The 18,471-nt window shown below is 68.1% G+C and carries 19 protein-coding genes; 5 read left to right on the top strand and 14 right to left on the bottom strand.

Annotated features, from left to right (window positions below; genetic code table 11):
• Positions 1 to 113: 113 nt before the first annotated feature.
• Positions 114 to 980: an RNA polymerase sigma-70 factor gene (locus ACYVO6_RS07725; protein WP_461058621.1), complete on the bottom strand. Its 867-nt coding sequence runs from the start codon at positions 978 to 980 to the stop codon at positions 114 to 116.
• Positions 977 to 1,555, bottom strand: a complete 579-nt coding sequence (locus ACYVO6_RS07730) for a carboxymuconolactone decarboxylase family protein (protein WP_461058623.1) — start codon at positions 1,553 to 1,555, stop codon at positions 977 to 979. The genes ACYVO6_RS07725 and ACYVO6_RS07730 overlap by 4 nt, the downstream gene beginning before the upstream one ends.
• A gap of 57 nt (positions 1,556 to 1,612) precedes the next feature.
• Between ACYVO6_RS07730 and ACYVO6_RS07735 the strand changes: the two genes are divergently transcribed.
• Together ACYVO6_RS07735 and ACYVO6_RS07740 are read left to right on the top strand one after the other, a co-directional pair.
• Positions 1,613 to 1,915 carry a DUF6069 family protein gene (locus ACYVO6_RS07735; protein ID WP_461058625.1) on the top strand — a complete coding sequence of 101 codons (303 nt, stop codon included), beginning with the start codon at positions 1,613 to 1,615 and terminating at the stop codon, positions 1,913 to 1,915.
• A gap of 461 nt (positions 1,916 to 2,376) precedes the next feature.
• Positions 2,377 to 3,240, top strand: a complete 864-nt coding sequence (locus tag ACYVO6_RS07740; RefSeq protein WP_461058627.1) for a nitroreductase/quinone reductase family protein — start codon at positions 2,377 to 2,379, stop codon at positions 3,238 to 3,240.
• A 36-nt stretch (positions 3,241 to 3,276) separates the two neighbouring features.
• Here the strand turns inward: ACYVO6_RS07740 and ACYVO6_RS07745 are convergent, their stop codons facing one another.
• The 7 genes from ACYVO6_RS07745 to ACYVO6_RS07775 form a co-directional block, all read right to left on the bottom strand.
• The gene (locus ACYVO6_RS07745; RefSeq protein ID WP_461058629.1) at positions 3,277 to 3,525 is read right to left on the bottom strand and encodes a hypothetical protein; all 249 of its coding nucleotides are present in this window, start codon (positions 3,523 to 3,525) and stop codon (positions 3,277 to 3,279) included.
• On the bottom strand, positions 3,522 to 4,856 hold the full coding sequence (locus ACYVO6_RS07750) for a S8 family peptidase (RefSeq protein WP_461058631.1): 1,335 nt from the start codon (positions 4,854 to 4,856) through the stop codon (positions 3,522 to 3,524). Before ACYVO6_RS07750 ends, ACYVO6_RS07745 begins: the two co-directional genes overlap by 4 nt.
• Positions 4,857 to 5,103: 247 nt before the next feature.
• Entirely contained in the window at positions 5,104 to 7,176 is a 2,073-nt protein-coding gene (locus ACYVO6_RS07755) for a HelD family protein (protein WP_461058633.1), read from the bottom strand.
• 90 nt (positions 7,177 to 7,266) lie between these two features.
• On the bottom strand, positions 7,267 to 7,881 hold the full coding sequence (locus ACYVO6_RS07760) for a TetR family transcriptional regulator (RefSeq protein WP_461058635.1): 615 nt from the start codon (positions 7,879 to 7,881) through the stop codon (positions 7,267 to 7,269).
• Between the two features lie 81 nt (positions 7,882 to 7,962).
• Positions 7,963 to 8,766 carry a hypothetical protein gene (locus ACYVO6_RS07765; RefSeq protein WP_461058637.1) on the bottom strand — a complete coding sequence of 268 codons (804 nt, stop codon included), beginning with the start codon at positions 8,764 to 8,766 and terminating at the stop codon, positions 7,963 to 7,965.
• 114 nt (positions 8,767 to 8,880) lie between these two features.
• Entirely contained in the window at positions 8,881 to 11,079 is a 2,199-nt protein-coding gene (locus ACYVO6_RS07770) for a phosphotransferase family protein (protein ID WP_461059327.1), read from the bottom strand.
• Positions 11,080 to 11,267: 188 nt separating this feature from the next.
• Positions 11,268 to 12,098: a winged helix-turn-helix domain-containing protein gene (locus ACYVO6_RS07775; RefSeq protein ID WP_461058639.1), complete on the bottom strand. Its 831-nt coding sequence runs from the start codon at positions 12,096 to 12,098 to the stop codon at positions 11,268 to 11,270.
• A gap of 225 nt (positions 12,099 to 12,323) precedes the next feature.
• Here ACYVO6_RS07775 and ACYVO6_RS07780 point away from each other — a divergent pair, with 225 nt between their 5' ends.
• Positions 12,324 to 12,506: a hypothetical protein gene (locus ACYVO6_RS07780; RefSeq protein ID WP_461058641.1), complete on the top strand. Its 183-nt coding sequence runs from the start codon at positions 12,324 to 12,326 to the stop codon at positions 12,504 to 12,506.
• 8 nt (positions 12,507 to 12,514) lie between these two features.
• On the opposite strand, the gene ACYVO6_RS07785 is transcribed toward ACYVO6_RS07780, so the two are convergent.
• The 3 genes from ACYVO6_RS07785 to ACYVO6_RS07795 form a co-directional block, all read right to left on the bottom strand.
• Entirely contained in the window at positions 12,515 to 13,384 is an 870-nt protein-coding gene (locus ACYVO6_RS07785) for a winged helix-turn-helix domain-containing protein (RefSeq protein WP_461058643.1), read from the bottom strand.
• 64 nt (positions 13,385 to 13,448) lie between these two features.
• Entirely contained in the window at positions 13,449 to 14,177 is a 729-nt protein-coding gene (locus ACYVO6_RS07790) for an HAD family hydrolase (protein ID WP_461058645.1), read from the bottom strand.
• Positions 14,178 to 14,209: 32 nt separating this feature from the next.
• On the bottom strand, positions 14,210 to 15,061 hold the full coding sequence (locus tag ACYVO6_RS07795) for a GntR family transcriptional regulator (RefSeq protein WP_461058647.1): 852 nt from the start codon (positions 15,059 to 15,061) through the stop codon (positions 14,210 to 14,212).
• Positions 15,062 to 15,302: 241 nt separating this feature from the next.
• Here ACYVO6_RS07795 and ACYVO6_RS07800 point away from each other — a divergent pair, with 241 nt between their 5' ends.
• Positions 15,303 to 15,491, top strand: a complete 189-nt coding sequence (locus tag ACYVO6_RS07800; protein WP_461058649.1) for a hypothetical protein — start codon at positions 15,303 to 15,305, stop codon at positions 15,489 to 15,491.
• Between the two features lie 96 nt (positions 15,492 to 15,587).
• On the opposite strand, the gene ACYVO6_RS07805 is transcribed toward ACYVO6_RS07800, so the two are convergent.
• The gene (locus ACYVO6_RS07805; RefSeq protein WP_461058651.1) at positions 15,588 to 16,496 is read right to left on the bottom strand and encodes a winged helix-turn-helix domain-containing protein; all 909 of its coding nucleotides are present in this window, start codon (positions 16,494 to 16,496) and stop codon (positions 15,588 to 15,590) included.
• Between the two features lie 202 nt (positions 16,497 to 16,698).
• Here ACYVO6_RS07805 and ACYVO6_RS07810 point away from each other — a divergent pair, with 202 nt between their 5' ends.
• Positions 16,699 to 16,887: a hypothetical protein gene (locus ACYVO6_RS07810; RefSeq protein ID WP_461058653.1), complete on the top strand. Its 189-nt coding sequence runs from the start codon at positions 16,699 to 16,701 to the stop codon at positions 16,885 to 16,887.
• 111 nt (positions 16,888 to 16,998) lie between these two features.
• On the opposite strand, the gene ACYVO6_RS07815 is transcribed toward ACYVO6_RS07810, so the two are convergent.
• On the bottom strand, positions 16,999 to 18,258 hold the full coding sequence (locus ACYVO6_RS07815; RefSeq protein ID WP_461058655.1) for a GNAT family N-acetyltransferase: 1,260 nt from the start codon (positions 18,256 to 18,258) through the stop codon (positions 16,999 to 17,001).
• Positions 18,259 to 18,471 lie beyond the last annotated feature (213 nt).

Here is an 18,471-nt window from a genome sequence, read left to right on the forward strand (position 1 = left end):
CCGAAGGAGTGGGTAGCTTCCTTTCCGGCGTCGCGGGCGCGGCATCTGCCGCACACCACGACACCGTTACAGCAGGGTTGGGATGATCCGCTGAGACCGCCCCGCGCAGCGGCTTACCTGGCGAGTTCGGCCGGTTCGTCCAGCCGCGTCAGCTTCCGTGGGTTTCTCATCACGAAGATCCGGGCGACCTGCCCGTTCTCCACCACGAGACTCACCGCGGCCGGCTCGCCGTCGATCTCGATCCGGCCCGCAGGCGCACCGTTGAGCCATACGGTCGTCGTCTCGAACGCGGCCACCACCTGGTTCGCACGCGCGAGCAGCTTCGCCACTACTTCGGCCCCGTGGATCGGAGCTCGAGCGGCGGCCACGACCCCGCCACCATCGGCGATCAGGACCACGTCCGGCGCCATGACCTCCAGCAGCTCCTGCAACTGCCCGGTTCGCAAAGCGGCCAGGAACCGCTCCACCACGGCCTGCTGCTCCGACCGGCTCACCCGCACCCGCGGCCGCCGAGCCGCCACATGCTCGCGGGCCCGCCGCGCGATCTGCCGCACCGTGGCCGCGGACTTCCCGATGGCCTCGGCGATCTCGCCGTACGGCATCTCGAAGACCTCGCGGAGCACGAACACCGCCCGCTCCGCCGGCCCGAGCGTTTCAAGCACGGTCAGCATCGCGATCGAGACGCTCTCCGCGAGTTCGACGTCCTCGGCGACATCAGGGCTGGTCAGCAGCGGTTCCGGCAGCCACTCGCCGACGTATTCCTCGCGGCGGCGCGACACCGTCCGCAGGCGGTTGAGCGCCTGCCGCGTGACGGTTCGGATGAGGTACGCCCGTGGGTCACCCACCTGCGACTGATCGACGCCGGCCCATCGCAGCCAGGACTCCTGCACCACGTCCTCCGCGTCGGCCGCCGACCCGAGCATCTCGTAGGCGACCGTGAACAGCAGGCTGCGATGGGCGACGAACAGGTCCTCGGTCATGCGGTCGACGCCACGCCGGAAGCCTCAGGACGCGCGGCCAGCGGAATCTCGCACGCGGCGGAGAAGCCCTGCGACTCGATCCCGAGCGCCGTGTTGCTCCTGGTCGCGAAGTTGGAAAAGGCGATGTACACGGTGAGCTCGATCATCGCCGCCGGGCCGAGCCGGTCGAGCAGACGCGCGGACAGCTCGTCGGTGACGGTCGGCGGCGTGTTCGTCATGGCCTCGGCGTACTCGAGGACGTCCCGCTCCAGCGGGGTGAACACCTCCGACTCCCGCCAGCGCGGCACCTGGCTCGCCTTGGCCAGGTCCAGGTTCTGGTTCTGCGCCTGGAAGTAGCCCATGTCGAGGCACCAGCTGCAGCCGACCTGTGCCGCGACGGCCATGTGCGCGAACGACTTGAGGCTCTCGTCGGCCACATCCCACTCGCTCGCCCTGCCCCCGATCTCCAGGGAGGCCGCGGCGACCTTGGGGTGGTGCCCCAGCACCTCGGCGGCTTCGGGTACGGCACCGAGGTGCTTGATCATGCCTTCCCTGAGCTCGGTGGTCAGCTCCGCCTTCGGAACGCGTAGCGCCATGGTGTTCTCCCTCTACGTTTGCCTGTTTGACATGAAGACACCGCCGGGCCCGCGAATGTGACAACCACCGCCACCGCACACAGCCAATCCCTGTCCCTCGGCCTGTTCCCGATCATCGCGGTGTCACTGTTCTCGGCTCTGGCCGGATGGGCTCTGCTGGCCGCACTGGAGCGCTTCGCCCGGCGAGCGCGTCTCATCTGGACCATCGCGGCGCTCGGCGCCCTCCTCCTCTCGTTCCTCCCCCTGACCGGCTCGGGAATGACGGGCGGGACCCGCACCTCGCTGGCTCTGATGCACCTGGCCGTGGCGGCCGTACTCGTTCCGGGCCTGGCCCGTGCCGGAACTCGGGCCGGGCCATGAGCCGGTGCGTACGAGGAGTGTCGTGGCTGCCACCAGGGCCGTGACCAGGAATACGGCATTGCTCAACCGCCCGCATTCCATTAACGTCTTCTCCGTGACTGCCGGGTCGGCCATGGGCCAAGAGCGAGTTGGGTTCCCGGCCTCTGCGTGAGGCCGGGGTGGGCCAGGGGCCCGCCATTTTCTGAGTCCGCGTATTGAGTACGGCGGCTGCGTCGCCACGCGTGTTTCCTTCCGTGATCCGCGTGCCCGTACGCCCCTTTGCCGACGCTCACGCGACGTCTTCACCTGGTACCGGATGCATCTCAGATGCGTCCCGGACGCCTGCATTCCGGATCCCTCCGTCGGAAATCCGCGCGCCCTTCCCCCTTTCCTTCACCACGGCCGCGCCCCATTCGCCGCCCCGTGGCAATTCGCCCTGCCCTCATGCAGAAATTCGCAGAACCCCGAGAAGAAAGAAGAGAATGCCCAACGACTTCAACCAGCAAGTCATCGAAGAGTTCCGCAGCAACGCCGGCCAGGTGGGCGGCTATTTCGAAGGAGCCCGGCTGCTCCTGCTGACCACCGCAGGAGCCCGTACCGGCACCCGGCACACCACCCCCGTCGGCTACCTCCCCGACGGCGGCGACAGGGTCCTGGTCATCGCCTCGGCGGGCGGTGCGCCGAAGCACCCGGACTGGTTCCGCAACCTCCTCGTCCACCCTCAAGTCACCGTGGAAACAGGGGTGTTCACGTACGAGGCACGGGCCGTCGTCCTGGCGGGCGAAGAGCGCGACCAGGCCTTCGCGCGGGCGGTCGAGGCCGACCCGGGCTGGGCGGAGTACCAGGCGAAGACCGACCGCGTGATCCCCGTGGTCGCCCTGCACGAGGTCCCGAGCGACGGCCCGCCGAACGTGGCCGCCTCCTCGATGGGTGAGTACCTCAAGGTCATCCACGACGCGTTCCGACGCGAACTCGCCCTGATCCGCAAGGAATTCGCCGACGCAGGGCCGGGCACCACCGCCCTCGGCGCCCAGCTCCGCGTCAACTGCCTGACCTTCTGTCAGGGCCTGCACAACCACCACACCGGCGAGGATGTCGCCATGTTCCCGGCCCTCGCCGACCGCCATCCCGAACTCGCCCCGGTCATCGACCGCCTGAGCCGGGAGCACGAGCAGATCGCCGCGCTCACAACGGAGTTGAAGACGGTCATCGACACCGCGGATCAAGGGAGCGAGGGCGGCATCACCGTCGTACGCAAGGAAGTCGAACGCCTCACGGACGCGCTCGAAGCCCATCTGACGTATGAGGAGGAGCAGTTGATCCCCATACTCGACGCACCAGCGTGACGATTCCGCCGTCCGGCGAACTCGCTGGATGCGAACTCACTGGATCGGGGAGTCGGGCGGGGGCAGTTGGATGGTGATGTCCCGGTCTACGGATTCGACGCCGTCGACCGCCTCCAGGGCCGGGATCCGGTCCTCCGCGACGGTGCCGGAGAGCGTGCCGAGGATCGGCTGCTCTCCGGTGACCGTCAGCCCGGCCTGCCGCAGGGCCTCGACCACCTCCGCGAACCGGTCGGGGTCGACCGCGAGGATGACCCCGACCGGCGCGGACCGGTTCGACTCGCTCACGGCGCCTGGAGCAGGCCGGAGCCGACGTCCCTGACGGGCTGCGTCAGCGGGAACGCGCCCGCCTTCAGACGGGCCACGAGATCGGCCGCGGACCCGTTGGGGTTCGCCTCGGCGAGCAGGGCGAGGACACCCGCGACGTGCGGTGTGGCCATGCTCGTACCGTTCAGGTTCTGGTACCTGCCGCCAGGGGCGGCCGAGCGCACGTCCCTGCCGGGCGCGGCGATGTTGATCTCGCCGCCTTGGCCGTTGATGCCGCCGTTGGAGAAGAACGACGGTGTGAGTGCCCTGTCGAGGGCGGCCACCGCGAGGATGGAGGGGCAGTTGGCGGGCCGGCCGACAGGTTGAATGATCGGGGGCCGCTCGCTCTCGTTGCCCGCGGCGGCGACGATCACCGTCCCGCGCTCGAGCGCGCGCTTGGCCAGGATCTCGTACGTCTGCGGGAAGAGCTCTCCCGGTCGGACCAGCGCGCCGAGCGACATGGAGATCACCCGCGCGCCGCGGGCGACGGCCCAGGCCATGCCCGCCAGGATCTGGCCGTCCATGCCGCTGCCCCTGTTGTTGAGGACCTTTCCGGCGAGGATCCGGGCGTCGCAGGCAACGCCGTACCGGGGTCCCTGCTGGGGTTTGGCCGGGCCGGCAACGGTGCCGATGCAGTGGGTGCCGTGGCCGTTGCCGTCCTCGACCGCCTCGCCGGCCACGAAGGACATGGTGTCCTCGATGCACCCGACCAGGTCCGGGTGGGTGATGTCCACGCCGGTGTCGAGGACGGCGACCTTCACACCGCGTCCGGTCAGATGGGACAGGTTGGCCCGGATTGCCTGCAGGCCCCAGGTGAAGCTCTGTTCGTCCGGGGCCGGGCCCTGGGCGGCGGCGATTTCGGCCCTGGTGTGGCGGTCGACAACCTCCTCGTCACTGCGGTAGGCCGGGAAGAACTCTGTCGGCGCCTGCGTCGGGGCGGTGATCGGCATGGCGTACACCATGCGCTCCGGCTCCGCCGCGATGATCGTCGGTTCGGCCTCGGCCGTGGTCACCAGCGCGTGGCGCTGGTCGGGCCGCACCTCGACGACGGCGGCGGCGAGTTCCTCGAAGTGCACCGAGACGTCGGGGCGCTCCAGCAGTTCGGAGACGTTCCCCACGTCGGCTCCGCGGACACGTTCGACGGACGCGATGTCGGCGGATGAACGCAGTGCGTTCAGTCCGCTTTCCTGGTTGCTCGGGTCGAGCATGACCACGTACCGACCGGTGTACTCCGCATCCTGGCCGGTGGCGGATGCGCTGGGTCGATTGGGCTGCCTGTCGAAGGCGCGCCTGTCCATGGGTCCGTTCGCCATGTGGTTTTCCCGCTTTCTGTGCGCTCCCCCCTGTTTCGTGGACGCGCGCCGACGCACGGGCTGTCAGACGCCACGGATCGCGGGGCACGGCTCAGCCGTGTGTCGACGCGTACTGCCGTGACCTGCAAGGTTGTCCATGGCCAGGTCGCCTGCGTTGCCCCTCGTCCACGGTGGCACCGGGCACGGAGGCCCGCAACTCAGGACCGCCGACGGGGTCTCAGGCCCCGATCGCAGGGGCCGAGCGGCCTCAGCCGAACGGCAGCGCCCGACCGTGCACCACATCGAGCCGGGACACGGCCCGGGTCAGCACGACATACAACCGGCGCAGCCCCCGCGCACTCGCCCCCGCCTCTCCCCCGTCCTCTGTCTCCGCCTCCGCGATCGCCGCCGGCTCCACCGCGACGACATGGTCGTACTCGAGCCCCTTGGCGACCCCGGCCCCCAACACCGCGACCCGCGCGCCCAGTTCGTCGGGCCTCGCCGACTCGATCCCCGCGGCCCCGAGCGCCTCCCGCACCCGTACGACATCGCAGTCGGCCGTGATGACCCCGATGGACCCTTCGCAGGCGAGCGCGTCCCGCACGGCCGCGACGGTCTCCCCGACGACGTCCGCGGCCTGCCGAATCCTCAACTCACCGTCCCTCCGCAGTGACCGAGCCGCAGGCACCCGCACATCCAGCCGCGCCAGCAGCCGGTTCGTCAGCTCGACCACCGCCCCCGGCACCCGGAACCCGGTTGTCAACGGCACCAACGCGGCCTCCGGTTTCCCGAGATGCCCGAGCAGTTCGGCCCAGTCGCGGGCGGCCCACGGCGTGGTCCCCTGCGCAAGATCACCGAGCACCGTCACCGAGCCGAAGGCCGCCCGCCGCCCGATCGCCCGGCACTCCATCGGCGACAGATCCTGCGCCTCGTCGATCACCAAGTGCCCGTAACCCTCCGGGTGTTCGACCAGCCCCGCCACCTCGTCGAGCAGGACGAGATCGGCCGCCGACCACCGCGCCGACTTGTACGAGCGAGGCGGCCGGGCCCACAGAATCGCCTTCTGCTCGTCCGCGTCCAGCACCCCGTCCGCCGCCGCGGCCAGCGCGTCCGGATCGGCGAGCAGCTCCGCGACGACCTCCTCGGGCCGCACCGCGGGCCAGGCGCCGTCGACGTACGCGCTGACGGCCCGCGCCCGCTCGATCCTCCGCACCCATGCGTTCGGCACCGGCCCCGCCCGCCGCTCGGCCTGCCGCTGAATGTGCCGCACGACCCGCGTCCGTACGCGCTCACGCCCGACGGCGTACGGCGGCTCCTCGTCCCGTACGCCCACCACGATCCGCGCCAGCTCCTCACCGGACACCCGCCAGCGGTACGAACCGTCCGGCACCGCAAGGTCGCCCGGACCTCCGGCCGCCACGCGGGCGTACAGCGCCCGGCGCAGCACCTCGGCCATCCGCGCGTCGTGCTTCACGACGGCCGCCGCTTCCGCATCCGTGGCCGTCACGGGATGGCGGGCGATCTCGTCCGCGAGGGTCGACTGCCGCACACCCGTCTCGCCGAGGGCGGGCAGCACCGCCGAGATGTACGAGAGAAAGGTGCGGTTGGGTCCGAGGATCAGCAGGCCGGAGCGCTGGATGCGCTGCGGGTACGTATAGAGGAGGTACGCGGCGCGGTGCAGCCCCACCGCGGTCTTACCGGTGCCAGGGGCGCCCTGCACGCAGACGGAGGTCGCCAGGTCGCCGCGTACGAGATCGTCCTGTTCGGGCTGGATGGTCGCGGCGATGTCGCGCATGGGGCCGACGCGGGGGCGCTCGATCTCGCCCGCGAGGATACGGCTCTGGGTACGGCTCTGCTGCCGGGTTTCCCCCGCCCCGAGGTGCTCGTCCTCCAGACCGGTGAGGTCGGCGGACTCGCCCCGGCTGCCCGGCGCCCAGCCGAACCGCCGGCGCACGCGGACGCCCTGCGGTTCGTGGGCACTCGCCTGGTAGAAGGCGCGTGAGACGGGGGCGCGCCAGTCGACGACGAGGGGCGGGGCGGCGGGATGTTCGCTGATCCTCAGCCGGCCGACGTGGTAGCTCTGCCCGGCGTGTTCGCCCCCGTCGAAGTCCAACCGCCCGAAGAACAAGGGCCCTTCGGGTAGTTCCTTCAACTCCTTTGCCTTGCTGCGGAGTTGATAGCCGAGCACTTCGGCGTCTGCTCCGGAGGCGGAGACGTCCTCGCCGGTGACTACGTGCTCCTGGGCGCCGTCGATCATCGCAGTGAGGGCGGCTCGGCAGGTTTCGTGGTGGGCGCGTTCCTGGGTGAGGGCTTGCGGGAGGGAGGGCTCGGGGGACGTCATTCCAGCAAGGATAACGGCAAAATGTTACTCGGTTAAATTTCTTATCGAGTCTCAGGTGTGGAGTCGGCGATGCTACGACCCCGCTGTGCCTCACGCGAACCGCTTCAACCCCGCCTCCAACTGCCGAAAGGCCAGCCCGGCCGCGGCGACGGCATCCGCCCGGACCTCCTCCGCGCGCTCCCCCGCCGCCATCCGCCGCACGTTCTCCATCGCGAGAATCCGCCGCACGGCGACAATCTGCCCGGCGGCGAGCCGGGCCTCCAGGTCCCCGCCGAGGACGCGGGCCAGCGCCTCCTCGGACCGCTCCAGAAACCCGGACAGCCGGGCCACGAGCGAGGGGGTCCCGTAAAGCAGCCGGTGATAGGCGAGCACGGGCTCCGCGTCATTGAGCCCGGTGACGGGATCACACCGCTCCAGCCCGTCGAGGAAGTGCACCCGCAGCGCATCGAGCGGCGACTGCCCCTCGCTCCGCTCGTCGACGACCCGCGCGGCCTCGTCCTCGTGGTCGGCGAACCGGTGCAGGACCAGGTCCTCCTTGGCCGGAAAGTACCGGAAGAGGGTCGGCTTGGAGATCTCGGCGGCGGCGGCGATCTCGGCGACGGAGACGGCATCGAACCCCCGCTCCAGGAACAGCCCGATCGCGACCTCGGAGACGTCCTGGTACATCCGCTGCTTCTTGCGCTCGCGCAGACCTGTGTCGCCCATACGGACGAGCGTACGCACCACGGACCGCATGCGAGCGGAGCGGCTGGGCCGCCGTGTGACGTCCTTCGGGGACGCCTCACGTCACGGTCCCTGCCTCCACTCGGGGATTGCCGCAAGATGCCACAGATCGTCGAAGTGCTTGTTCCACGTGGAAATGGCTGCGTCTGCGGCAGCCGTGCCCTCTCGGGACCAGACATTGAGGTCCGTGCTGTAGCCCTTGGGGTCGTAGAACTCCGGATCCAGGTGGTTCAGCCGCATACGGGCGGCCACGTTGTAGAGGCCGTGCAGGACTTGTTTCCGGTTGAAGATGCAGATCTTGTCCCGTGGAATGCCGGGATAAAGACGGTACTCGCACTCGACGGCGACTGTGCCGCCGGCCGTGAGCTGCTCCGCGAGGCCCGACAGTATCCCGTCGTACTCCTTGCACTTCCGCTCAATGCGCTTGCGGAATTCGGGGTCGTCCACGGGCGCCCCGTCGTGCCCGACACGGGAGGGCACGGTCATCGGCAGGCGGAAGTCGGGCACCAGGATCCTGACGGAGACTCGCTTGGTCGGACCGGGATCGACAGGCAGGTCCTCCAGCCGGTGGTAGAGCTCGTTGTAAAGCGTCTCCCCGGTGTAACCGAGGAAGCTGATTTCCACCTTCCGGGCCCGGAAGGCCTCACTGACGAAGCTGCCGAGCTGGCGCGAGTTCACCAGAGCGCGACTCGGCGTTCTGACCGACGAGGAGAGCTCCCTCACCGCGTCGTACAGCACATAGCCCACCAGGCTGAGCAGCGCACCCCCGAGAAATGCCTTGTCCTCCAGGGCGTCTCCGACCGGCTTGACGAACTGGGCGGTCAGCCCGCTGACAAAGATCCCGATGAGCAGGACCCGCGTCACCACGGGCTCCAACCGCTCCTGATACCGCCTCAGCCGTAAGCCCCACCCGCCGTCGGCTCCACCACTCCCCGCCCCGGACATCAGCGACCCCCTCGCCTCAGGCCGCCCGGCGACGTGTCATGCGCTCACAGAAAGCCCGGCCCGACCGATGCTGCCATGGTCTCCGTACGGCAACGCGCGGGCAAGATAGGGGTTCGCGGTAGCGCGAACGGGCAGTCCGAGTGACCCCTTGGCCACCGCGAGGGTCACTGCGTACGAGTCCACCGCCCTGCGGACGTTCGGGGCGTCGAGGCTGGCGCCAGTTACCAGGCGGTCGAGATCCACGTAGGCGGAGCGGACGCCCTCGATCCACCGGTAGACGCGCCAGTCCTGCTGCCAGTCCTTCGTGTGCGTGCTGGGAAGCCTGCGCGCCCAGCGGCGGAACATGCGCTCGCGGATCTCGGGCTGGGTCGGGGTGAGATGCATGTGCCGGACCAGGTCGTACAGCGGGTCGCCGACCATCGCCATCTCCCAGTCGATGATGGTGAGGGCAAGTGCGTCGTCGCAGCGCACGAGGTTCCAGGGGTTCAGATCACCGTGCAGCAGCGCTGGCAAGCGCGGTGTCACGCGATGACGGGACAGGATCTGGCTGAGCCGGGTCGCGTCAGGGAGGCCGAGGTGGCGGGCCACCTGCTTCGACTCCTTGGGCAGTTCCCGGACCAGCGCCACCAGTTGCCCGCTCAGCCAGTCGTAGAACTCCCACGCATCCCCGAACTCACTGATCGGATCCAGAGGGCCGTAATCGACCTCGGTCAGCGCCCGGAGCTGGTCAACGAGCCCGTCCGCCTCATGAGGCAGCAGTCCGTGCACCGGATGGCTGGGGGGCTGGTCACTGTCGGGCGGACCGACATAGGTGTGGATGGCGAACGGCTCGTTCTGATAGCTCCTGCCCAGGGCGAGCACCCGCGGCGCTCTCACCGCGACCTGAGATCGTTCGATGGCCCGGAGCACGGCGTGCTCGCTGAGGAAGCTGGGCTCTCGGCGGCTGACCGATGCCACCTTGCGGCGTACGACGACCGGAAAGTCGACACCCGGCACCCGGACCACCGAGTTGAGGTGTGCGGTGCCCTTGAACACCCGGCTCGCGGGTGCGGCCCCCTCCGCGATCAACGCGTCGAATACCGCGGACTTCGGAAAGTCGGGATGCTCCGGCACCCTCGGGTCCGGATCCCAGCTGATGATGTTGACCGACCGGGCCCCCAGGTGCCGTTCACGCCGGGACGCCTGCCACCGGTAGAGAACCCTCTCGATCTCCGTCTCGCTCGCCACACTGGCGAGTCGGAGAGGTTTCGCGGCGGACTCCAGAGCACGGTGCACCGATGCCGTCGCCTCGTCCAGGCTCTTCTGGTCGAACGATTCCTCCAGGGACTTCGCCGCACGCATCACATCGGGATAGACGGACTGGGCCCGCTCGAAGTCGATGTAGTGGCGCAGGTCCTTGGCGAGGCCGTTCACGGCGAGAGGGCGCGTTGCCTGTACCGCCTCGGCCCACGCGTCGATGACCTCGTCCCACTGAAACTCGGGATACCGCATGCGGACGAGATGCGTGGCGAGGTCGTGCAAAGGGTCACCGTAGGACGCGAGTTCCCAGTCGACGCAGATCAGGGGCGGATCACCGCTGTAGGTCACGATCACGTTGTCCCGGTGGAGATCCGCGTGCAGCAGGCTGTACGGGCGGCGCGCCATATCGGGCACCCGGTCGGCCAGACGGGTCAGGGCGTCCTCGGGGATGCCCAAAGCCGCGAACAGCCCGCCGAAAGCAGGCCAATTGGGCTGGCGGATCTGTCGGTCCGCGAGGCGCGCCAGCGTACGCAGGAACCCCTGACTGTCCTTGTCGTTACGCGGCCAGGCATCGGGCAGCGCCGGCAGCGCCTCCCTGCGCACCTGGGACATATGTGCCAGCAGCTCGGCCAACGCCTTGATCAGCAGTCTGTCGACCGGCTTGCCGTTCGGGCACACATTGGAGAGGGGGACACCCTCCACATAGCTGTGGACCGCAGAACCTCCGCGCGCGGCCAGGCACTCCGGCACGTGGCGCAGGACGCCTTTGATGGCGTTCAGAATCTCCGACTCGTGCTGCCACGTCCTGATCACGACCGGCAGTGCCTCGGGCTTGCGGATCCGCACCGTTACGGACGTGCCAGCATCGCGTCGCACGCGACGGGCCATACCCTCGGTCAGAGGCAACACATAGTTGCGGTTGTGATGGCCACCGCTCATCGCCCCGTGCTTTTTCGCCAGGTCCACGAACTCCTCGTAGGCCTGATCGGCGACCATTCGCTCCCAGGGGATGCGGCTGGGATCAGGCAATGTGCGCACTGGCCGCTCCTGGCTGACGTTCGAAGGTGAGCACACCCTAGCGTCGGCGGAGATCCCTCACGACCGGAGTCCGTTAACTGTTGGTCTCAATGAGGTATACGAGCCCCGCGGGATGGGCATGCTTGAGGGATTCGGCCGGATTACGCTCACTCCGCGAGCAGGTTCCAGACGGAGTCGAACCAGGACTGCATGCTGGCGACGAAGACCGACCCCTGTGAATTCGGGTCGTCGTCCTTGACGTAGTGCGTGAGGGTGGCGCCGAGGCCAAGCACGTCGAGCGCCTCGATCTCCTCGCCGGTGTCCAACTCGATACGGCGCTGCTCCACCTCGTACGGACCGTGCAGCGCTTCGGCACCGTTGAACAGGTAGAGCTTGAACGCGGGGGTCAGCGGCGCATGCCGGATCTCGATGTCAACGGTGGGAACCAGGCCCTGGCCCTCGATCCGCAGATCCCGTAGGGCGCGTCGCAGCGACGCCGTATGGACGCGGGTAATGCTGAGTAGGCGTTGTCGCACGGCCTTGTTGTAGGCGGGGTCCTTGGCTCGCGGATAGGGCAGTTCAAGTGTCTCGGACGGCAGCAGCATGCGCAGGGCGATGCGCTCCGGCGCTATGGCTCTCGCGCGGATCCGTTCGGTTTGCACCCTGACGTGGGCATTGAGGGACTCAGACGTCAGCGTGTAGACATCCAGGGTGACCTCGGGCTGCTCGAATGCCTTACTGATGAGGCTGGCCAGCGTCACTGCATGGCCAGGCTGCGCGGCATCCGCCGTCGTGGTCTGTATCCGCTGGGTCTTGATCACCCGGGTTCCACTGCCCTGGCGGGACTCGATCCACCCCTCTCCGGCCAACGCCTTGAGGACGCGCTGCACGGTGTCCCGGGAAACGCTGAAGTTCTCGGCGAGCTCACGCTGCGGCGGCAGACGGTTGCCGACCTCATACGTGCCGTCGGTCAGGCGAGTCCGCAGCGCGTCCAGCACGCGCTCGAACTCTCTGCCGCCCCCATCGCCGACCCAACCCTCAGCCACACACCGACCGTACCTCTTCCAGTCGAGAAACAAACCACTTCCAGTCAACTCAACAGCCCAACAGGCCTGCCGGTTAAGGGATCAGATAAGACGGGAAGACCAATCCTAGTCAACCAGTCCAATTGGCCGACTAGTTGATCGCTTCGCTGGAAGTGTCAGAGACAAAGGGGTGGGGCCATGGTTTTCTTCCAAGTGCTGTCAGTCGTACTGAGCCTCGGCCTAGAGCAGTTGATCCAATGGCGGTACGGGGCTATGGGCATCGTCTGCGTGCTGCTGATCACCTGTGGGGTCCGGGCCCGCAACTCGACGTGTCTCACCGCCGGTGCCGTGCTGTTCGTGCTGCTGATGGCTCAGGCCTGAGAACGGGCCTACTCGGAAAGCAGGTTCCACACCGAGTTGAACCAGTCCTGCATGCTATTCACGAAGAAGGTTCCCGGGGAGTCCGGGTCATCGTCCTTGACGTAGTGCGTGAGGCTGGCGCCGACCCCGATGACGTCGATCGCCTCGATCTCCTTGTCCTGCCCCAGAAAGATGGGGCGCTCGGTCACCTCGTACGGTCCGAACAGCGCCCCGGTGCCATTGAGCAGGTAGAGCTTGAAGGCCGGTGTCAGTGGTGCCTGACGGATCTCCAGGCTGACGTCCGGCACGAGGTTCTCGACGCGTAGAGTCTCGAAAACGTCCCGCATCGAAGCCGTGGACCGGCGCGCAATGGAGCACAGACGCTCCCGCGGGCGCATATCGGCCCGGTCGTCCTTGGCGCGCGGATAGGGCAGCTCCAGTTCCTCGGCAGGCAGGAGCATGCGTACAGCTATGCGCCGCGGGGCGATCTCCTTCGTACGGATTCGCTCCGCCTGCAGCCGGATATGCGTGTCCAAGGACTGGGACGTCAACGTGTAGACGTCCAGGGCGACTTCGGGCTCGTCGAATGCCACGCCGATCATCGGGCCCAGCTTCATAGGTCCCGACTTCGCGCTCCGCGCCGTCGTGCTCTGGATCCGCTGAGTCTTGATCACGCGGGAGCCGCTGCCCTGACGCGATTCGATCCAGCCTTCGGCGGTCAGCGCCCTCAGGACCCGCTGCACGGTGTCCCGGGAGACATCGAAATGTGCGGCAAGTTCTCGCTGCGGCGACAGCCGGTTGCCGACCTGGTACGTGCCGTCGGTCAGGCGAGTCCGCAGCGCGTCCAGCACGCGCTCGAACTCCCTGCCACCCCCATCGCCGCTCCAGCCCTCAGCCACACACCGACCGTACCTCCGCCAATCACCAAGCAAACCAGCCCAATTGGATGCACGATCGTTCGCCTCACCGCCTCCGGTCGCGGCTCGGGCCCGATTCCCGGAGTATCCCCAGTACAGGCTCGAAGGACCCCACGACCACCTCAGCTCCGGCGTTCCGCAGCACCTTCTCCTTACGTTCGTTACGCGCGTAGCCCATGAAGCGGACTCCAGCGCTGTTGGCCGCCTCGAAGTCCGTTGGCTGGTCGCCGATCATGAGCGTTTCGGAGGGCTCGGCGCCCAGGGCGCTCAAGGCGCGGTTCAGACAGTGGGGGTGCGGCTTCAAGAGCGAGAGATCCTGCGTACGGCCGTAGATGTGCGGGGCGAAGCACTCTGCCAGACCTCTCTTGGTCAGATAACGGGCTGCCGCCAGTGGGGAGTTGTTGGTCGCGACGGCCAGTCGTGCCCCTACCGCGTGCCAGGTCCGGATCAGCGGATCCACGTGAGCCGTGGGATACGCCGACTCCACGGCCCTCAGCTCCTGCAGGGTGAGACGTTTCTCCAGCTCGAACACCAGGTCACTGTCGGGATGCCGGCGATCGACCATCCGCAGCACGATGTGGGGATCGGGTTCGGCCTGTTCCTCCTCCGTGAGGAGCCCACGCAGGCCTCTCTCCTCGAGCCACCGCACCTGGTCCTTGGCCACCTGCTCTGCCGTGTGCCCCGCGAACAAGCGGCATATCGGGCCATCGAAGTCGAAGAGCACAAAGCGTGCTCCAGTGACCAGTCCCCTCAGTTTCTCTGTCTCTGCTGTCACCAGCTCAGTCTGCTGCTTCGTATCAGGAGTCACTAGGAGAGTGTCAGGTCAGTGGTGATGGTTTCCCAGAGGGCGTCGAACCACTTCTGGGATTGGTCGACGAAGGCCGCGTCCCGTTCGCCGGCGGTTTTCTCGAAGGAGAAGAGGAGGGACTTGGAGCCCAGGGCGTCGTACATGTCCAGCATTCCGCTGTCCCACTCCTCCTCACGGCGCGCCAGCATGTAGTACGCGATCAGGGCCTCGACGCCGTTGAGCAGGTACAGCTTCACCGGCGGCGTGAACGGCAGCGCGCGGAACGTCACATGGACGTCGATGCCGTGGGAGGCGCGCAGGGCCAGGAGGTTGTAGCGCAGGACTTGGCCCTGGGCGTTGCGCTGCTCCAGCCAGCGGCGGTGGACCGGGTCGTCGTCGCCGCGGCCCTCCACCGGCACGGGGAAGGCCAGGTTGATGTCCCGGGACGGCAGCAGGATGCGTACATCGATGGATTCCGGGCGGAGGTCGCCCGCGTGGATGCGGCGCACCGGTTCCCCCAGGGCCGTCAGCAGGGTCTCGGCGGTGAGGCAGGCCGCGTCGATGCGTACGTGTTTGGCCTTGAAGGCGTCCTCCAGCCGCGGGGCCAGGCCCACCATCGTCGGCTGGGGTTTGTCGGTGGGCGGCGACACCTCGGCGATACGCGGCGGGCTGCCCTTGCTGACGTTGCTGAGCAGGCCGTCTTCCTGGAGGGCGCGGAGGGCCTGGCGGACCGTGCCGCGTTCCACGCCGAACTCCTCGGCGAGTTCGGCCTGCGTGGGCAGGCGGTCGCCGGCCTTCAGTTCGCCGCCGCGGATGCGGTCCCTGAGGATGTCGGCGATCTCCTGAGGCGAGAGCCTTCTGCTGCCGTTCATTGCAACGTTCTCCTGGGTCACGACCAAACGCTACAACTTTGCTCCATCTTAGGCGAGTTGTTCGGTAGTTGTTGATTAGCTCCAACCAACTCAGGGTAAGTTATTCAATGTTGGCAACCAACTAGGCCAAGATGGCGGAACACTCCCCTCCTTTCGCGACCACTTGGCAGATACGCAGTACGCGCCCGGAAGTACCCGCCCTGCCCCTGGAAGCCCGCCACCGCCCGAAGGAGGATCCACCATGCCCGCCATCGCCCTCATCTCCGCAGTCTTCGTCGTCGGCTTCGAAGAGCTCGTCGAGTGGCACTACGGTCCCGTCGGCATCTTCGGACTGCTTCTGCTCAGCATCGGGGTCAAGACGAAGAGCCCCGCCTGCAGCTCGATCGGGGCGGTCCTGCTCGCCGTACTCGTCGCGGGCCCGTCCCTGTGAGCTGGGAAAACCCCGCCCCGACCGACCTGCCGACCGACCCTCCGAAAGACCCACCACCCGAAGATCCTCCGCTCGAAGACCCACCCGTGGGAGACCTCAGTTCGTGAGCTCCAGCTCCGAGCTGATGGTCTCCCACAGTGCGTTGAACCACAGATGCGACTGCTCCACGAAGGTGGTGTCCCGAAGTGCGGGCCCCTGCTCGAAGGGGAACAGCATGGACTGCGTACCTTCGGCGTCGTACATCTCCAGGTACTCGTGGTCGATCTCCTCGCCGCGCCGCGTGAGCGTGTAGTACGCGAACAGCGCCTCCGCCCCGTTGAGCAGGTACAACTTCACCGGCGGCGTGAACGGCAGCGCGCGGAACGTCACATGGACGTCGATGCCGTGTGTGGCCCGTAGGGCCAGCAGGTTGTGGCGGAGCACCTGGCCCTGGGCGTTGCGCTGGGCCAGCCAGCGCTCGTGCACCAGGTCGTCATCACTGCCGCCGTCCACCGGGACGGGGAAGGCGAGGTCGATGTCGCGGCTCGGCAGCAGGACCCGGACGTCGACCTTGGCCGGTTTTATACGGCCCTCGTGGATGAGGCGGAGGGGCTCGCCCATGGCGAGCGTGAGGGAGACCGCCGTCAGGCACAGGGCGTCGATCTCCACATGCGGGGCCGCGAAGGCGTCCGCTATCCGCGGCGCCAGCGCCACCATCGTGGGCTGCGGCGTTTCCGGTCCGGGCAGGGCCTTGCCCACGTCCGGGGCGACGGTCGCCGGGCTGCCCTTGGAAACGTTGGAGAGCAGGTGCTCCGACTGCAGGATGCGCAGCGCCTGGCGTACGGCCCCCCGCTCGACGCCGAACTCGTCGGCCAGCTTGGCCTGTGTGGGCATGCGCTGTCCCGGCTGCAGCTCTCCGGACCTGATCCGGCTGCGCAGCGCGTCAGCGACCTCTCGGTGTGACCGCTGTGGCCGTTGAGACCGATTCCGCCCATTGACGGCGGCGTGTTCCGCGTCCACAACCAAACACTACAACTTCACGCCATCTTTGGGCAGTTACCGGGAAGGTGGTTATGAGCCGCTTCCAAACGGAGATAAGTCCAGTGGAGTTGGTCACCAACTTCAGCAACATGGCCAGACTTTCGGAGAAGTTGGTCACCACCGGTGACTGGATCGACCAGTTGGTCACCGCCGGTTACCGCGTCCCCATCCCGGAGGAGGGACCGAAATGCCGCTCATCGCCACCCTCGTCATCGCCGCCCTCATCATCGGTTTCGAGCAGTTCATCCAGCTGAAGTTCGGGGTGATGGGCCTCATCGCGTTCGTCGCCCTCTCCATCGGCATCAAGGCCAAGAACACGTACATCGGTGGCATCGGAGCATTCATTCTCGTCGTGCTGCTCACCCAGACCGGCTGACCGGGCGCCACCGTCCGTCAGTCCGGCTGGCCGGGCTCCCTTCCGGAGGGGAGCCGGGAGCTCGGTCAGTCCGTTCCCAAGACGCTACGGAGGGAGGAGGTGACAGGGACTTCAGAAGACGTCCGGGCACCAAGGCCGCCTGGACGTACGCAACAGGGCGTCGGCGGCGGTTGCGGCGCCCGTCCGCGACTCGGCCACCCGGCCGAGCGCGGCGAGCCGCACCGCCGACTCGTCCCCGAGCCAGAGCGCCGCCAACTCACCTACGCCCAGCGTGAGTTCGGCGGCGTCCGTGGTTCGTACGCAGCTCGCCCCGTCCGGTGACGCCTCCAGCCGGTACCGCCCGGCCGACAGGCTGTCCGAGTCGGTGACCTCCAGCACGAGCGTCCCCGTACCCGCGTACGTACGCGCCTCAAGAGCCCGTACGACATCCAGGATCCGCACCCACAGCCAGTCGGCCTGTGTGGTGAGCCGCGCGGCCCGCGGGTCCGGCAGCAGGTGCGGCAGCAGGTCGTCCGGAGCGCGATAGCCCGTCTTCACCGCCGTGACCCAGTCCACCGAGCAGACGTGCCGCCACAGCGCGCGCTCGGCGGCCGGCGACACCGCGATCATGCCCCTCACCTTCGCCGTGTTCAGCGGCTGCTTGGCGTCGTCGTCCCACTCGCCGTCCGAGATGTAGGGGAGCAGGCCCTCGGCCTCGCCCTGCGCATTGCGGTACACGGCGTAGAAGGGCTCGGTCCACGCGGACCGGTCCAGCGTCAGCACACCGGTGGCGACCTGCCACCACCGCTCGTCCCGGTCGACCGCCCCCGGCTGCACCCGCCTGAGCCGCTCGTGCAGCTCCGGACCGATCTTGCGTACGTCCTCGCCGTCCACGAGGTCGATCCGCCCGCCGTCGTCCGGGCCCGCCCACCGGGGATCCAGCCCCGCCCGCGGCACCTCGATCGTCCACTCGGTGGCGGTGGTGGCAGGGCCGAAGCCGTACCGGCCGTAGATCGGATACTCGGCCGCGATCAACGTCGCCACCACGTCGCCCCGTTCCTTCGCGGCGGCCAGGTCCCGCGCCATCATCCGCGTGAGCAGCCCACGCCGCCGATGGGTCGACGTGACGGTCACATTCGAAATGGCATCGGCCGGTACGAAGCCCCCGCCCACCACCGTGAGCTCCTGCGCGAACGACCGGAACGTCGCCACGCACCGCCCGCCGTCGAAGGCCCCCAGCGTGCGCTCCGGCACGAGGTACGAACTCCGGTCCGCGATCTCCGCCTCCGAGATGGCGGGCGATCGCAGAAAACCGGTGTTCAGCGCGCGGATCCAGTCCGGGATCTCGGTCCCGGTGATCGGGCGTACGTCTATGTCCTGGCGGCGGCTCATGGCTGTCAGCCTAGGCAGGTGGGCACGGGCTGCCCCAGGGGTTTTTCCCTGGCAGGATCACGGCGGACGTGTGCATCAACCGCTGACCTGCTCAACCCGCGGTAGCGGTCCTGCACGAACTGGGGCCCCCAACTCCCGAGCGGCGAGCCGGAGATACGTCAAGGGGCCGCGGTGGAACCACCCGTGCTGGTGAGGCACTCTGTGCAGTTGTGG

The organism is Streptomyces pseudoechinosporeus (assembly GCF_054783935.1).

Excerpts from the sequence above, each read along its gene's own strand:
- ACYVO6_RS07750 (WP_461058631.1), bottom strand. The coding sequence starts at position 4,856 with ATGGCGAACGGACCCATGGACAGGCGCGCCTTCGACAGGCAGCCCAAT.
- ACYVO6_RS07725 (WP_461058621.1), bottom strand. The coding sequence starts at position 980 with ATGACCGAGGACCTGTTCGTCGCCCATCGCAGCCTGCTGTTCACGGTC.
- ACYVO6_RS07795 (WP_461058647.1), bottom strand. The coding sequence starts at position 15,061 with ATGAACGGCAGCAGAAGGCTCTCGCCTCAGGAGATCGCCGACATCCTC.
- ACYVO6_RS07760 (WP_461058635.1), bottom strand. The coding sequence starts at position 7,881 with ATGGGCGACACAGGTCTGCGCGAGCGCAAGAAGCAGCGGATGTACCAG.
- ACYVO6_RS07780 (WP_461058641.1), top strand. The coding sequence starts at position 12,324 with ATGGTTTTCTTCCAAGTGCTGTCAGTCGTACTGAGCCTCGGCCTAGAG.
- ACYVO6_RS07770 (WP_461059327.1), bottom strand. The coding sequence starts at position 11,079 with ATGGTCGCCGATCAGGCCTACGAGGAGTTCGTGGACCTGGCGAAAAAG.
- ACYVO6_RS07755 (WP_461058633.1), bottom strand. The coding sequence starts at position 7,176 with ATGACGTCCCCCGAGCCCTCCCTCCCGCAAGCCCTCACCCAGGAACGC.
- ACYVO6_RS07730 (WP_461058623.1), bottom strand. The coding sequence starts at position 1,555 with ATGGCGCTACGCGTTCCGAAGGCGGAGCTGACCACCGAGCTCAGGGAA.
- ACYVO6_RS07810 (WP_461058653.1), top strand. The coding sequence starts at position 16,699 with ATGCCGCTCATCGCCACCCTCGTCATCGCCGCCCTCATCATCGGTTTC.
- ACYVO6_RS07740 (WP_461058627.1), top strand. The coding sequence starts at position 2,377 with ATGCCCAACGACTTCAACCAGCAAGTCATCGAAGAGTTCCGCAGCAAC.
- ACYVO6_RS07800 (WP_461058649.1), top strand. The coding sequence starts at position 15,303 with ATGCCCGCCATCGCCCTCATCTCCGCAGTCTTCGTCGTCGGCTTCGAA.
- ACYVO6_RS07815 (WP_461058655.1), bottom strand. The coding sequence starts at position 18,258 with ATGAGCCGCCGCCAGGACATAGACGTACGCCCGATCACCGGGACCGAG.